Annotated in this window: 12 protein-coding genes; 6 read left to right on the top strand and 6 right to left on the bottom strand. The window is 57.5% G+C overall.

Annotated elements, in window-relative coordinates; all coding sequences use genetic code 11:
- Positions 1–60 precede the first annotated feature (60 nt).
- A complete protein-coding gene (yfcG, locus tag JK232_RS15365) occupies positions 61–684 on the bottom strand; it encodes a GSH-dependent disulfide bond oxidoreductase (RefSeq protein ID WP_072930564.1) in 624 nt (207 codons plus the stop codon).
- Between the two features lie 472 nt (positions 685–1,156).
- Between yfcG and yfcD the strand changes: the two genes are divergently transcribed.
- The gene (yfcD, locus tag JK232_RS15360) at positions 1,157–1,801 is read left to right on the top strand and encodes an NUDIX hydrolase YfcD (protein WP_241522408.1); all 645 of its coding nucleotides are present in this window, start codon (positions 1,157–1,159) and stop codon (positions 1,799–1,801) included.
- 101 nt (positions 1,802–1,902) lie between these two features.
- Here yfcD and pta read toward each other — a convergent pair whose 3' ends face one another.
- Entirely contained in the window at positions 1,903–4,059 is a 2,157-nt protein-coding gene (gene pta, locus JK232_RS15355) for a phosphate acetyltransferase (protein WP_175558170.1), read from the bottom strand.
- 85 nt (positions 4,060–4,144) lie between these two features.
- Entirely contained in the window at positions 4,145–5,347 is a 1,203-nt protein-coding gene (ackA, locus tag JK232_RS15350; RefSeq protein WP_072930560.1) for an acetate kinase, read from the bottom strand.
- A gap of 395 nt (positions 5,348–5,742) precedes the next feature.
- Here ackA and yfbV point away from each other — a divergent pair, with 395 nt between their 5' ends.
- The 4 genes from yfbV (at position 5,743) to JK232_RS15330 (ending at position 9,429) form a co-directional block, all read left to right on the top strand.
- The gene (yfbV, locus tag JK232_RS15345; RefSeq protein WP_072930558.1) at positions 5,743–6,198 is read left to right on the top strand and encodes a terminus macrodomain insulation protein YfbV; all 456 of its coding nucleotides are present in this window, start codon (positions 5,743–5,745) and stop codon (positions 6,196–6,198) included.
- A gap of 129 nt (positions 6,199–6,327) precedes the next feature.
- On the top strand, positions 6,328–6,822 hold the full coding sequence (locus JK232_RS15340) for a YfbU family protein (RefSeq protein ID WP_072930691.1): 495 nt from the start codon (positions 6,328–6,330) through the stop codon (positions 6,820–6,822).
- A gap of 22 nt (positions 6,823–6,844) precedes the next feature.
- The gene (locus JK232_RS15335) at positions 6,845–7,501 is read left to right on the top strand and encodes a sugar phosphatase (protein ID WP_072930688.1); all 657 of its coding nucleotides are present in this window, start codon (positions 6,845–6,847) and stop codon (positions 7,499–7,501) included.
- 98 nt (positions 7,502–7,599) lie between these two features.
- Entirely contained in the window at positions 7,600–9,429 is a 1,830-nt protein-coding gene (locus JK232_RS15330; RefSeq protein ID WP_101857520.1) for an SLC13 family permease, read from the top strand.
- A gap of 6 nt (positions 9,430–9,435) precedes the next feature.
- Here the strand turns inward: JK232_RS15330 and yfbR are convergent, their stop codons facing one another.
- The 3 genes from yfbR to JK232_RS15315 all read right to left on the bottom strand — a co-directional run bounded on the left by yfbR (position 9,436) and on the right by JK232_RS15315 (position 13,209).
- On the bottom strand, positions 9,436–10,035 hold the full coding sequence (gene yfbR / locus JK232_RS15325; RefSeq protein WP_072930554.1) for a 5'-deoxynucleotidase: 600 nt from the start codon (positions 10,033–10,035) through the stop codon (positions 9,436–9,438).
- Positions 10,036–10,152: 117 nt separating this feature from the next.
- Positions 10,153–11,367 carry a pyridoxal phosphate-dependent aminotransferase gene (locus JK232_RS15320; protein ID WP_072930551.1) on the bottom strand — a complete coding sequence of 405 codons (1,215 nt, stop codon included), beginning with the start codon at positions 11,365–11,367 and terminating at the stop codon, positions 10,153–10,155.
- A gap of 282 nt (positions 11,368–11,649) precedes the next feature.
- Positions 11,650–13,209 carry an MFS transporter gene (locus tag JK232_RS15315; RefSeq protein ID WP_072930549.1) on the bottom strand — a complete coding sequence of 520 codons (1,560 nt, stop codon included), beginning with the start codon at positions 13,207–13,209 and terminating at the stop codon, positions 11,650–11,652.
- A gap of 818 nt (positions 13,210–14,027) precedes the next feature.
- Here JK232_RS15315 and lrhA point away from each other — a divergent pair.
- Positions 14,028–14,960, top strand: coding sequence for a transcriptional regulator LrhA (lrhA, locus tag JK232_RS15310; RefSeq protein ID WP_072930547.1), 933 nt, complete (start codon positions 14,028–14,030; stop codon positions 14,958–14,960).
- Positions 14,961–15,126 lie beyond the last annotated feature (166 nt).

Below are 15,126 nucleotides of genomic sequence, written 5' to 3'. Positions count from 1 at the left end.
CAACGAAGTGGGGCCAGGAAGGGCCGCTTCCCGACACCGGGAGGCGGCGGGCGTACGGCGTCAGCCGGCCAGTTGGTAGGCTTTTACTGTCGCCGGGCGCACCCGGATGCGTTCGAACCAGTTGCGGACGGCCGGGAACTCCGCCAGATCGATGCGCTGGCGCTCATGGGACACCACCCAGGGGTAGGTGGCAATGTCCGCAATGCTGTACTGATCCCCGGCCAGGTAGGGTTTCTTCTCCAGCTGGGTGTTCAGCACGCCATACAGGCGTTTGGTTTCAGTCTGGTAACGTTCAATCGCGTAAGGCACCGGCTGCGGCGCAGAGTGGGTGAAGTAGTGGTTTTGGCCGAGCATCGGCCCGAACCCGCCCACCTGCCAGAACAGCCATTGCAGGGTCGACGCCCGCTCACGCAGCTCCTGGCTCAGCAGTTTGCCGGTTTTTTCCGCCAGGTAGAGCAAGATGGCCCCCGATTCAAAAATGCTGACCGGCGCGCCGCCGTCAATCGGCTGGGTATCCACAATCGCCGGGATTTTATTATTCGGTGAAATGGCCAGGAACTCCGGTTTAAATTGGTCACCGGCGCTGATGTCGATCGGGTGAAGGCGGTAAGGCAAGCCCGATTCCTCAAGGAAAAGGGTGATTTTATGTCCGTTCGGGGTCGGTGCGTAATACAGGTCAATCATAATGCCTCCTGCGTTAGGTGATCTGTAAGTCATTACACGGGCGGGCGTGCTGGCCCGTCATCCAAAACAACCTGGCTAGGATAACAGCTAAGAATAGCAGGCAATGCGGGAATAGTCTGATGCTGACACTGTCCGGTTTGGGACACAAAACGCGGCGTGCGTCACGGTGGGGGCCGCTACCGGCACGGACTGCACCGCCGCCATTGTTTTTGCCCCCCGGTCACCTTTATCATCCTGCTGCATGGCCCGCTTGCATGGGGAGGCGCTGTTGATTTATGGTCATGACTCCCTTCCTGCTACGGCGCGCGGACGCCGCCCGCACGCGATGCTTTTGCTATCACACCGCGATTGCTATAAAACAGCGATGGCGGCAATCATTGCGAAAAATACAGCCATTGCGATAACAACAGATTATCAGCCGTTACAACCCTAATCGCGCGGGGTCCCGCGCCCAGAAAGAAGGTTTCAGAGGATGGATCAAGGTCAGACTGCGTACACTGAAGAGTGGGTGGACATTGTTGACGAGCAGAACGAAGTGATTGCTCAGTCCAGTCGTCAGCAGATGCGTGCACAACGGCTGCGCCACCGCGCCACCTATATCGTGGTACATGACGGCATGGGTAAAATCCTGGTTCAGCGCCGCACCGACAGCAAGGATTACTATCCGGGCTGGCTGGATGCCACTGCCGGGGGCGTGGTGCAGAGCGGCGAAAATGTGCTGGAATCTGCCCGCCGTGAAGCCGAGGAAGAACTGGGCATTGCCGGAGTGCCGTTTGCCGAGCATGGGCTGTTCTATTTCGAAGAGGAGCATTGCCGGGTCTGGGGCGGGTTGTTCAGCTGCGTCTCCCACGGGCCGTTTGCTTTGCAGGAAGAGGAAGTGGCGGAAGTGAGCTGGATGCTGCCGGAAGAGATCACTGCCCGCTGTGATGAGTTTACCCCGGATTCGCTGAAAGCCCTGTCGCTCTGGCTGAGCCGCAATAACCAGCAGGATTACGGCAAGCCGCTGGTGCGCGAACAGAAGCCGCAGCCGGTCGCCGCAGAGAAAGGAATGTTGGGGGCGACGCCGGAGCAGGGCGAACCGCAACCTGAAGGCGGCAACGGCACGCCCGCTGCCTGACCATTATCGTCTGACCGCGCGTTCCGCCTCTGCGAGACAGCGCGTGATAACAGGCAAAAAAACGCCGGCATCGTTGCCGGCGTTTTTGTTATGGCGGGCGGTTACTCTTTTTCCGCCAGCGCGGCCGTCTGGGTTTCAGCCTGTGCGGACTGAATCGCCGTCAGCGCCACGGTGTAGACAATGTCATCCACCAGCGCGCCACGTGAAAGGTCATTCACCGGCTTGCGCATCCCCTGCAACATCGGCCCAATCGACACCAGATCCGCAGAACGCTGTACCGCTTTATAGGTGGTGTTACCGGTGTTCAGATCCGGGAAGATAAAGACCGTGGCTTTCCCGGCGACCGGGGAGTTCGGGGCTTTGGAGAGCGCCACATCCGCCATGATCGCGGCATCATATTGCAGCGGGCCGTCGATGATCAGATCCGGGCGTTTCTCCTGCGCCAGCCGGGTGGCTTCACGCACTTTTTCCACGTCACTGCCTGCACCGGAGGTGCCGGTGGAGTAGGAGATCATCGCGACGCGCGGCTCAATGCCGAAGGCCGCCGCAGAATCCGCTGACTGGATGGCGATCTCAGAGAGCTGTTCTGCGGTCGGGTCCGGGTTGATGGCGCAGTCGCCATACACCAGCACCTGATCCGGCAGCAGCATGAAGAACACTGACGACACCAGCGAGCTGCCCGGCGCGGTTTTGATCAGCTGCAACGGCGGGCGGATGGTGTTGGCGGTGGTGTGCACCGCACCGGAGACCAGGCCATCGACTTCGCCCTGTTCCAGCATCAGCGTGCCGAGCACCACGTTGTCTTCCAGTTGCTCGCGCGCCACCACTTCGGTCATGCCTTTGCTTTTACGCAATTCCACCAGGCGCGGCACGTAGTTTTCACGCACCTCTTCCGGGTTGACGATGGTGACGCCCTTGCCGAGCTCCACGCCCTGAACCGCCGCGACACGCTGGATCTCATCCGGGTTGCCGAGCAGCACACATTCCGCGATGCCGCGTTCCGCACAGATGGCGGCCGCTTTGACGGTGCGCGGTTCGTCGCCTTCCGGCAGCACGATGCGTTTGCCGGCTTTGCGGGCCAGCTCAGTCAGCTCATAGCGGAAGGCCGGAGGTGACAGGCGGCGCGAACGTTCGGACGCCGCCGTCAAGGATTCGATCCAGTCGCTGTTGATATGGCCGGCGACATAGTTTTGCAGTTTTTCCACCCGCTGGTGGTCATCGGCCGGCACTTCCAGGTTGAAGCTTTGCAGGCTCAGCGAGGTCTGCCAGGTGTTGGTATTCACCATAAACACCGGCAGGCCGGTCTGGAAGGCGCGCTCACACAGGCGGTTGATGCGTTCATCAATTTCATAGCCGCCGGTCAGCAGCAGGGCGCCGATTTCCACGCCGTTCATCGCCGCCAGGCAGGCCGACACCAGCACGTCCGGGCGATCAGCTGACGTGACCAGCAGTGAGCCGGGGCGGAAGTGCTCCAGCATGTGCGGGATGCTGCGCGCGCAGAACGTCACGGATTTCACGCGGCGGGTGTTGATGTCGCCTTCATTGATAATGCGGGCGTTCAGGTGCTTGGCCATGTCGATGGCGCGGGTGGCGATCAGGTCGAAACTCCACGGGATGCAGCCGAGCACCGGCAGCGGGCTGTTGGCAAACAGCAGTTTCGGATCGATATTCGCCACGTTGGCTTTGGTGGAGTCATCAAAGATCTCGGAGAGATCCGGGCGGGTGCGGCCCTGTTCGTCCACCGGGGCGTTGAGTTTGTTGATGATAACGCCGGTGATGTTTTTGTTTTTGCTGCCGCCGAAGCTGGAGCGCGCCAGTTCAATGCGCTCTTTCAACTGGGCCGGGGAGTCATTGCCCAGGGCCAGCACAAACACAATCTCGGCATTCAGGGTTTTGGCAATTTCATAGTTCAGGGCGTTGGCAAACTGGTGTTTGCGGGTCGGCACCAGCCCTTCCACCAGCACGACGTCAGCGTCTTTGGTGTTTTCGTGGTAGCGGGCCACGATCTCTTCCATCAGCACATCCTGCTGATTGGAGCTGAGCAGCGCTTCGACGTGGCTCATGCGCAGCGGCTCTGCCGCAGTCACGCTGGAGTTGGCACGGATGATGGTGGTGGTCTGGTCTGGTGCGTCGCCCCCGGCGCGCGGCTGGGCAATCGGTTTGAAGATGCTCAGGCTGACGCCTTTCTGTTCCATGGCGCGAATGACACCCAAACTGACGCTGGTCAGGCCGACGCTGGTGCCGGTGGGGATCAACATAATTGTACGGGACACGGCTTACCCTCTTTTTTATGATGCAAGAGTGGAAACAACACCGCCAGCATGGGCTGGCGGTGGATAACAATCAGGCGGTGAGGCGCGCAGCATCCCGCGCAATGACCAGTTCTTCGTTGGTCGGGATCACCAGGGCCGGGCGGGTGCCCTCTTTGTTGATAAAGCCCGCTTTGCCGAACCGGGCGGCCAGGTTGCGTTCGTGGTCGACTTCCAGGCCCAGCAGGCCGAGTTTCGCCATTGCAAACTCGCGCACCATCGCGGCGTTTTCGCCAATGCCGCCGGTGAAGACCACGGCATCCAGACGGCCTTCCATCAGCGCCGCATAAGCACCGATGTATTTGGCCAGGCGGTGGCAGAACACATCCATCGCGCGTTTGGCGTCCGCTTTCTCGGCGTAGTTATCTTCAACATAGCGGCAGTCGCTGGTGACTTCGGTCAGCCCCAGCAGGCCGGACTCTTTGGTCAGCATTTTGTTGATTTCATCCACGCTCATGCCGAGGCGGTCATGCAGGTGGAAGATGATCGCCGGGTCGATGTCACCGCTGCGGGTGCCCATCACCAGGCCTTCCAGCGGGGTCAGGCCCATGGAGGTGTCAATGCACTGGCCGTTGCGCACGGCGGTCACGGAGCCGCCGTTACCCAGATGGCAGGTAATGACGTTAAGTTCTTCCACCGGTTTGTTCAGCATTTTGGCCGCTTCCTGCGTGACATAGAAGTGGCTGGTGCCGTGCGCGCCGTAACGGCGGATGCCGTGCTCTTTGTACAGATGGTACGGCAGGGCATAGAGGTAGGACTCTTCCGGCATCGTCTGGTGGAAGGCGGTATCAAACACGGCGACGTTTTTGTCTGCCAGCTGTGGGAAGGATTTCAGGGCTTCTTCAATGCCGATTAAGTGCGCCGGGTTATGCAAAGGTGCAAAGGAGGCCGCATCTTTGATACCCTGAAGCACGGCGTCATCGATAACGGCCGACGAGGTGAATTTTTCACCCCCGTGCACGATGCGGTGACCGATGGCAATAAGCTCTGCAGAGAGTTCCGGTTTCTGGGAAAGGATGGTATTGACGATGAAAGTCAGGGCTTCGCTGTGTGCGGCGCCGGCACCCAGTGCCGCTTCTTGTTTGCCGCCGTCCATTTTCCATTTGATGCGTGCTTCAGGCAGGTGGAAACATTCGGCCAAACCAGAGATATGTTCTTCACCGTTTGCCGCATCAATGATGGCAAATTTTAACGAAGAGCTGCCACAATTAAGAACCAGTACTAGCTTACTCGACATGGAAGTACCTATTTTAGTTCGTGTTGTCCGCCACGGGGCGGAAACAAAACACGTGGTTAATAAATCATCAGTCTGCCATCAAGCGTAGCGCATAATGACGCTGACAATTATGATTAACATCATGCAGCCGTCGTTTCTCGCCGCAATGAATAAAAATCGCTGATGTTGCTCGAAATGTGTTCAGAAACGTACAACAATTACTCAATCCCGGTGAACCGCCTCCGCAGGACACGCCGGTAAGCAGCTAAAAACTGCCCCCGTGCGCCGCCCAGCCGACAGGCCGGGGTAGGATAACGTTCAGGCCAGGGAAAGACAAAATAAATTTGAATGTGCTAAATTTTATTTTGTGCATTACAAGTTTTTTTTAATCTTTATTAAAGAAGTTGAGGTGCTGTATGACAAGTAAGCCGTCCGGTTCTGTCAGCTGGTTTCAGATTTTCCAGCGTGGGCAGCACTATATGAAAACCTGGCCCGCCGACAAGCGGCTGGCGCCGGTATTTCCTGAAAACCGCGTTGCCCGTGCCACCCGCTTCTCTATTACGTTTATGCCGCCGCTGGCTGTGTTTACCCTGACCTGGCAAATTGCCCTCGGCGGCCAGCTGGGGCCGGCGATTGCCACCGCCCTGTTTGCCTGCAGCCTGCCGATGCAGGGGCTGTGGTGGTTGGGCCGTCGCTCGGTGACACCGCTGCCGCCAACGCTGTTGCACTGGTTCCATGAAGTGCGTCAGCGCCTGACGGAAGCCGGCCAGGCGCTGGCACCGGTTGAAGGCACGCCGACCTACCAGACACTGGCGGATGTGCTCAAGCGCGCCTTTAAACAACTGGATAAAACCTTCCTGGACGACCTGTAAAGATCGGCAGGAGGCGGGGCAGGGGCGAAAAAACCCTGCCTGCATCAAACAAACGCCGGCTATTTCGCCGCCGGCCGCGCCAGTGTGCCATGCTGCTGCCATTATGATGCCACGACCCAGGAGTCCATGATGGAAATGACCAACGCCCAGCGCCTTATCCTCTCCAACCAATACCAGATGATGGCCATGCTCAACCCTGAGCAGGCTGAACGGTACCGCCGTTTACAAACCATTATTGAGCGCGGCTACGGCCTGCAGATGCGCGAGCTGGACCACGAGTTCGGCGCACTGCCGGAAGAGGTATGCCGCACCATCATCACCATCATGGAGATGCACCACGCGCTCCAGGTCTCCTGGGAATTGCTCAAAGAGAAAGGCGATGTCGACCCGCGGCGGCTGGCCTTCCTGGGCTTTGATGCCGCCACCGAGGCGCGTTACCTCGGCTATGTGCGTTTTCTGGTGCACACCGAAGGGCGCTACGTGCAGTTCGATGCCGGCACGCACGGCTTTAACGCCCAGACCAAAATGTGGGACAAATACCAACGTATGCTGGCCGCCTGGAGCGCCTGCCCGCGTCAATACCATCTGAGTGCGGTGGAGATCGCGCAAATTATTAATGCCTGACCGATAGGGAGAGAGTATGCCTTTGGAGTGCAAAGGGTTTTTGTTTGATCTGGATGGAACATTAGTGGATTCGCTGCCGGCCGTGGAGCGCGCCTGGACGAACTGGGCCAACCGCCGCGGCGTGTCGCCGGAGGAGGTGCTGGCGTTTATCCACGGCAAGCAGGCGATCACCTCGCTGCGCCATTTTATGCCGGGAGAGAGTGAAGCCGCGATCCAGCAGGAGTTTCTGGCGCTGGAACAGACAGAAGCCTCTGATACCGAGGGCGTGCGTGCGCTGCCCGGTGCGGTACACCTGCTGCGCCAGCTCGATGAGCTGGGCATTCCGTGGGCGATTGTGACCTCCGGGTCGGTGCCGGTGGCCCATGCGCGCCATGCCGCGGCCGGGCTGCCGTCGCCGAAGGTCTTTATCACCGCGGAGCAGGTCAAACACGGCAAGCCCGAGCCTGACGCCTACCTGTTGGGTGCAGAGAAGCTGGGGTTGCCGCCGCAGGACTGCGTGGTGGTTGAGGATGCCCCGGCCGGGTTGCACTCCGGCCTGGCCGCCGGTTGCCGGGTGGTGGCGGTGAACGCCCCGTCTGACACACCGAAACTGGATCAGGTCGACATTATCCTGACCACGCTGGAAGCGTTACAGGTGCAGAAACAGGGTGAACGCATCACCGTCAGCACTGCCCGCTGAGTGCCCGGTTATCTGCTGTAAACATGATTAAGCCCCGCACCCGCGGGGTTTTTTTATGCGATGCTCTGGCCCTCTTTTTCTGACCAGGGAGATATCGCGTGACCGGCCAACTTTTCTGGGTAGCCTGCCTGCTGCTGACTGCCGTTTGTCTGTTTGCCACCAATAAATTACGGATGGATGTGGTCGCCTTACTGGTGATCGTGGCCTTTGTGCTGGGCGGCACCCTGACCGTCAATGAGGCGCTGGCGGGCTTCAGCGATCCCAACGTCATCCTGATCGCCGCGTTGTTTGTGATAGGGCAGGGGCTGGTGCGCACCGGCGTGGCCTATCAGCTCGGCGACTGGCTGGTGCGGGTGGCGGGCAGCAGTGAAATCCGCATGATGGTGCTGCTGATGGTCACCGTGGCCGGGCTGGGGGCGTTTATGAGCTCGACCGGCGTGGTGGCCATTTTTATCCCGGTGGTGCTGAGCGTGGCGGCGCGTATGAAGTCTGACCCGGCGCGGCTGATGATGCCGCTGAGCTTTGCCGGGCTTATCAGCGGCATGATGACGCTGGTGGCCACGCCGCCCAATATGGTGGTCAACAGCGAGCTGTTGCGGGAAGGGGTAAAAGGGTTTGGGTTTTTTGACGTCACCCCGGTCGGGATCGTGGTGCTGGTGTTGGGGATCCTTTACATGCTGGTGGCACGCCGTTGGCTCGGGCGGGGCACGCAGGCACCGCAGGAGACGTGGGCGCGCCGCACGTTCCGTGACCTGATCCGGGATTACCGGCTGGCCGGGCGGGCGCGGCGTCTGGCGGTGCGGGAAGGCTCCCCGCTGATTGGCCGGCCGCTGGATGACCTCAACCTGCGGGCAACGTACCACGCCAATATTGTCGGGATTGAGCGCTGGCGGAAGTTCCGCCGGGTGATGGTCAGCGCGACCGGCAGCACTGAACTGCGGGCGCGGGATGTGCTGCTGGTGGACATGGCTGACCCGGACATTGATGTGCGGACGTTTTGCAGTGAGCAGCAACTTGAACCGATGATTCTGCGCGGTGACTATTTTTCAGAGCAGTCGCGCGCGGTGGGCATGGCTGAGGTGTCGCTGATCCCGGATTCGGAACTGCTGGGGAAGAGCCTGCGCGACGTCGCGTTCCGCAGCCGCTACGGCCTGAATGTGGTGGGCCTGCGCCGCCAGGGCGAGGCGCTGCCGGGTGTGCTGGTGGATGAGGAGCTGATGCTGGGCGATGTGCTGCTGGTGATTGGTGACTGGAAACTGATCCGCCAGCTTCAGCAACAGACCCGCGATTTCATCGTGCTGAATCTGCCGGCAGAGGTGGATGAGGTGGCCCCGGCCGTCAGCCAGGCACCCCATGCGCTGTTTTGCCTGGCGCTGATGGTGGCCCTGATGGTCACGGATGAGGTGCCGAATGCCGTGGCGGCGCTGGTGGCCTGCTTGTTGATGGGCAAATTTCGCTGCATCGATATGGAAAGCGCCTACCGGGCGATTCACTGGCCGAGCCTGATCCTGATTGTCGGGATGATGCCCTTTGCCGTCGCGCTGCAAAAAACCGGCGGCATTGACCTGATCGTGCGCGGGCTGATGGAGCTCACCGGGGACGCCGGGCCGCAGATGATGCTGCTCAGTTTGTTTGTGCTGTGTGCGCTGATTGGGTTGTTTATCTCGAATACTGCTACGGCAGTGCTGATGGCACCGATTGCCATCGCGGCCGCCAGGGAGATGGGCGTGTCGCCTTATCCGTTCACCCTGGCGATTGCTATCGCCGCCTCTGCCGCCTTTATGACGCCGGTCTCCTCACCGGTGAACACGCTGGTGATGGTGCCGGGCAACTACCGCTTTGGCGACTTTGTGCGGGTGGGCGTGCCGTTCACCCTGCTGGTGATGGGCGTCAGCCTGTTTTTAATCCCCTGGCTGTTCCCGTTTTAAACCCCGTTACAGGGCATTATCCAGGCTGATTTCATCCAGCGACAAGCTGAAGCTCGGCACAAAAATGCTCATGAAATAGGCCATCTCCGGGCTGTGGCGCAGTGCCAGGGTTTTCTCCAGCCGCGCCTTGGCCAGGGTAAACTCATTGTTCCCGGCGGACAGCTCCTCCAGGCACTTCAGGTAGGCGCAGAGCGCGTCTGCCTGTTTGACCACATGCTTCTCCTCTTCGCTGTAGCACTGTTCATCCAGCAGCGGGCGGAAGTCGTTCTGCAACTCCTCAGGCAGCATCTCCAGCAGTTTTTGCTGAGCGATCTTCTCAATCTTTTTATATTCGTGGGCAATCTGTGGGTTGTAATACTTGACCGGCGTCGGCAGGTCACCGGTGATCACCTCACTGGCATCGTGGTACATCGCCAGCAGGGCCACGCGCTCCGCACTGAGGTTACCGTTGAATTTCCGGTTCTTGATCACCGCTAAGGCGTGGGCCACAAACGCCACCTGCAGGCTGTGCTCAGAGACGTTTTCAGTCCGCACATTGCGCATCAGCGGCCAGCGGTTGATCAGTTTCAGGCGGGAAAGGTGGGCAAAGAAATGGCTTTGGCTCATGGGGGCGCTCTCAACAACGGCTAGGGAGGGCCTCATTGTGCGCATTCACCGGGGAAGATGCAAATACGCAGGGGCCGCAACAGGCGGCCCCTGATAGGAGAAAGCGGAAAGGCGCGGTTACTGGCGGTAATGCTCCAGGAAGCGGCCGAGTTTGTTGACGGCCATCTCCAGGTCATCCACCCGCGGCAGGGTCACGATACGCACGTGGTCAGGATGCGGCCAGTTAAACGCCGTTCCCTGTACCAGCAGCACTTTTTCCTGCAACAGCAGATCCAGCACCATTTTCTGGTCGTCATGGATATTAAAGCGTTTGGCATCAATGCGCGGGAACATATACAGCGCGCCGCGCGGTTTCACGCAGGAGACGCCGGGGATGTCATTAATCAGTTCCCATGCCCGGTTGCGCTGCTCCACCAGGCGGCCACCCGGCTGGATAAACTCGCTGATGCTCTGGTAACCGCCCAGCGCGGTCTGGATGGCATGTTGCATCGGCACGTTGGCGCACAGGCGCATCGACGCCAGCATCTCCAGCCCTTCGATATAGCCTTTGGCGTGTTTTTTCGGCCCGTTCAGCACCATCCAGCCCTGGCGGAAGCCCGCCACGCGGTAGGTTTTGGAGAGGCCGTTAAAGGTCACGGTTAACAGGTCCGGCGCCAGCGAGGCGATAGAGATGTGTTCGGCGTCATCGTACAGAATCTTGTCGTAGATTTCGTCGGCGAAAATGATCAGGTTGTGCTGGCGGGCCAGCTCAACGATTTCCATCAGCAATTCTTTGCTGTAGACCGCCCCGGTCGGGTTGTTCGGGTTGATTATCACAATGCCGCGGGTGCGCGGGGTAATTTTGCTGCGGATGTCGTCCAGATCCGGGAACCAGTCCGCGCTTTCGTCACACAGGTAGTGCACCGCCTTGCCGCTGGAGAGCGACACCGCCGCCGTCCAGAGCGGGTAATCCGGCGCGGGCACCAGCATCTCATCACCCAGGTTCAGCAACGCCTGCATCGATTGCACAATAAGCTCTGATACCCCATTACCGATGTAAATATCTTCCACGGTAATGTCGCGCATATTGCGCGCCTGGTAGTGCTGCATGATCGCTTTACGCGCCGAGAACAGCCCCTTGGAATCACAGTAACCCTGCGCTGTCGGCAGATTGCGGATGACATCCACCAGGATCTCATCGGGGGCCTCAAAGCCGAACGGGGCAGGGTTGCCGATGTTCAGTTTCAGGACTTTGTTGCCTTCTTCTTCGAGACGTTTTGCTTCTTTGAGGACCGGACCGCGGATGTCATAACAGACATTGTCCAGTTTGCTGGATTTTTCGATGGGGGACATAAACAAGTGAGCCTTTTGCCGGAATAGCGTGTCCCTACCGTGGAACACTGCAATCTGCACAATGTACTCCGACCGCCGGGCCTTTTGAAGGGTAGCGCTCCGCTTTGGTGCAATTGGTTGCCGGGAAGGGTGCAGATAATCAAAGCCGAACCTGAAAGCGGGTTCGGCCAGAGGATTATTTGGAAAGAGGTGCTGTTGGTAAAATTAAATAACGCGTATCTGCCTCCGGCGTAAAGATAACTCGCCAACACGCCCCCGCCTTTTTACAGCGGGGGCAGAGGATCAGACCGGGCGTTGGTTCAGGTTTTGCCGGGCGCGCTGGCGGCTCTGGTAACCGATGTCATTATTGCCCCACAGTTTTTCATACGGCATACCCGCCAGCAGCTCCACCGTGGCACGCGCCTGCGGCGAAATCTGATCCGGTACCGGGCCACCGGCCTCTTTTATTCTCAGCGTCTCTTCCCGCAGGGTGTTGTGGGTCTGCAGATTGAGTTTGAAGCGCAGCGAGATGAGGAAGCCGCAGGCCAGCACCAGAACGGTGCCGACGCTCAGGATCAGCAGGATGGTATTGCGCACTTCCGGCACCTGCTCGCTCTGGCCGGAAACAAAGCCGCCGAGCTGCATCGCCACACCAACCAGCATGATAGCCCCGGCCTGTGAGGCTTTGCGCGTCAAGGTCATGATACCGGCAAAAATCCCTTCGCGGCGCTGCCCGGTAACCACTTCATCGACGTCTGCAATATAGGTGTAGATGTTCCACGGCACATAGTTGATGCCGCCACGGCCCAGGCCCGCCACCGCGGAGATAAACAGCAGTGCGGTCATGCTGTCGTGCATATTGCTGAAGTAGAGCACGGCATAAGACAACGCGCTCATCCCGAACAGGGTGACGACCATCCGGTAAGACGGCGCCGGCCCGAGGCGGATACAGAGCGGGATCATGGCGATAACGGCCAGGAATTGCAGAATGGCCATTGTGCCCATCAGGTTAGACGCCACGGTGGCGCTCTGCATCAGCACAAACACCACATAATAAGTGAACACGGCATTAAAGACGTCCTGTGCGATATAGCCGCCCAGGTACATGCCGAGATGCTGGCGGAAAATCCGGATACGGAACGTCGAAGAGAGTTCGATAAGCAGGCGGCGCAAGCTCTGCCCCAGGCTCAGCTGCTGGTTGGCACGTTCAGCCTGCAACTGCGCCTCAGACATCTCCTCACGCGGGCGCTCCCAGGTAAAGCAATACACCAGCGTCAGGACGATGGCGCAAATCACGGAGAAGACCAGGCTGGCATAGAAGAAGGAGATGGCATTGTCTTTACCGAAAATGCCGAGCAGGATGCCGGGCAAAAACGCCGCCAGAATGGCGGAGAGCTGGGCCATGGCAATACGCGCGCCGGAGAACTTCGTTTTCTGTTTAAAGTCATCGGTCATTTCCGGCACCAGCGTTTCATACGGCACCAGGATCATGGTGTACACCACATCAAAGAACAGGTAAGTCAGCAGATAGTACCAGTAGCCCATGTCACCTACCCACATCAGGCTGTAACTGAACACCATCGGGATGCCGAGCAGAATAAAGAACTTACGGCGGCCAAAGCGTTTGCCCAGCCAGGTGGCACCGAAATTATCGGTTAAAAAGCCCATCAGCGGGCTGACCACCGCATCCAGCACCCGCGCCATCGCAAAAATAAACGTGGCTTCAATGGGTGTCAGGCCGCAAAAAGTGGTGTAAAAATAGAGCAGCCAGGCAGCCGTCAGCGCCGTGGTTCCGGCGCCCAGGAAATCACCGGATCCATATGAAAGATAATGGTGTAATCCTATTTTCCGTTTTGTATTCATTATTGACACCTCGGAGCCGGCTGCATTAACCGGCATTGCAGGGAACATTCAGTGGTCAATAGGCTAAGATGAGGTGCAACAAGAAACCTTTTTATCGTTGCCAAACACTTTTTCCGGATGGCAAATGACAAAAGGGCCGGCTGTGCGGCTTCACAGTTCCGGTGTTATTTATTGCAGGAAAGATAAACAACAGAAAAAGGTCTGCTTACCGGATAAAACGATAACCCGCAGGCAATGAATTAGTTTGGCGTAAAACAATTGAAAATTATTGTTATAAATTTGAGTGAAGTATCAGGTGAAATCGTGAAATTTTCATTTTAATGTGATGAAATTATCATAAATCCTGTTGCGATTAATCCGATGACTAATAAAGTTAATGAAGGTGCTTAATCAATGCTGTAGTCAGTTACCGCCTGTATTAGCGCCCTGGCGATTTTCTTTGTCCAGCCTATTTGGAACAGGGTTTTTATAATTTACGTGATAATGGGCTGTTGCATGTTTATAACAATTTTTCGTAACCTCTTTACTGTAAAGAGCAGCAGGTGGCGGAAGGCGGCACAGGATCCGGTCATCTTGTAAAAGGAAGACAGGCTCACGTCAGACGAGGGGAGTTTTTTTCATTCTAATAAATCCGCATTCTTAGGTCGGAGGATTATTTTGAATCTAATGAATCGGAAAATTCTGGCGGATTATAACGATTTTTTACCCCTAAGAATTGAGTGGGGGAGTGTCTTATCTGGTATTCTGCATTCTGTGAATACTACACACGCAATGCCAGGGTAGTTTGTTATTAGATTCTAAAAAGTGAAGAAAACACTATGACAAATGCAACTCGTCCGATACTTAATCTGGATCTTGATCTGCTCAGGACCTTTGTCGCTGTTGCTGATTTGAATACTTTTGCCGCAGCCGCTGCTGCGGTTTGCCGTACACAGTCTGCGGTCAGCCAGCAGATGCAGCGTTTAGAGCAGTTGGTGGGTAAAGAGCTTTTTGCCCGCCACGGCCGTAATAAGCTGCTGACTGAACACGGTATTCAACTCCTTGGTTACGCGAGAAAGATTCTGCGGTTCAATGATGAAGCCTGTACCTCGCTGATGTACAGCGATGTCCAGGGCGTTATGACCATCGGTGCGTCCGATGACACGGCAGACACTATTTTGCCCTTCCTGTTAAACCGGGTCACATCGGTCTATCCGAAACTCGCGATTGATGTACGGGTGAAACGCAGCCCGTTCATGATGGAGATGCTGGAGAAGAACGAGATCGATCTGGCCGTCACCACGGTAGTTGATAACGACCACCCACACGTCATCCTGCGTACTTCGCCAACCTTGTGGTACTGCGCCGCCGACTATAAGTTCCCGACCGGCGATGCCGTTCCGCTGGTGCTGCTGGATGAACCCAGCCCGTACCGCAGTATGGCGATTAACTTACTTAACCAGGCAGGAATTCCCTGGCGTATTGCCTATGTCGCCTCGACATTATCCGCAATACGCGCAGCCGTTCGCGCCGGATTAGGTGTGACAGCGCGGCCGATTGAAATGATGAGCCCGGAACTGCGGGTGCTGGGCGATGCTGAAGGCTTGCCGAAACTGCCGGACACGCAATACGGTCTGTACAAAAATGCAGAGTGTGAAAGCGAACTGGCGATGGCAATTTTCAGTGCCGTAGAGAACGGCAATGAGCCTTATGTCGCGACGCAGGCACCTACCAGTGCGGATAATGAATATCTGCTTGACGATGATGATTGATACCGCATAACGCTATTCAGGTAACCTGTTCAGGATGAACGGGTTATCTTCATTAACTGGTTTTTTTATCGGTTTTTTTACTCTCCGCTTTGCTACTCCCTTCTTTTAGCACTTTTTTGCTGGATTCCCTCGCCCAAAGCCTGCTGTTTATTGCAAATAATAAGAA

It is taken from the genome of Nissabacter archeti (assembly GCF_018257325.1).
GTDB classification, from domain to species: Bacteria; Pseudomonadota; Gammaproteobacteria; order Enterobacterales; family Enterobacteriaceae; genus Chimaeribacter; species Chimaeribacter arupi.
This window is presented reverse-complemented; position numbering and strand designations above follow the sequence as displayed.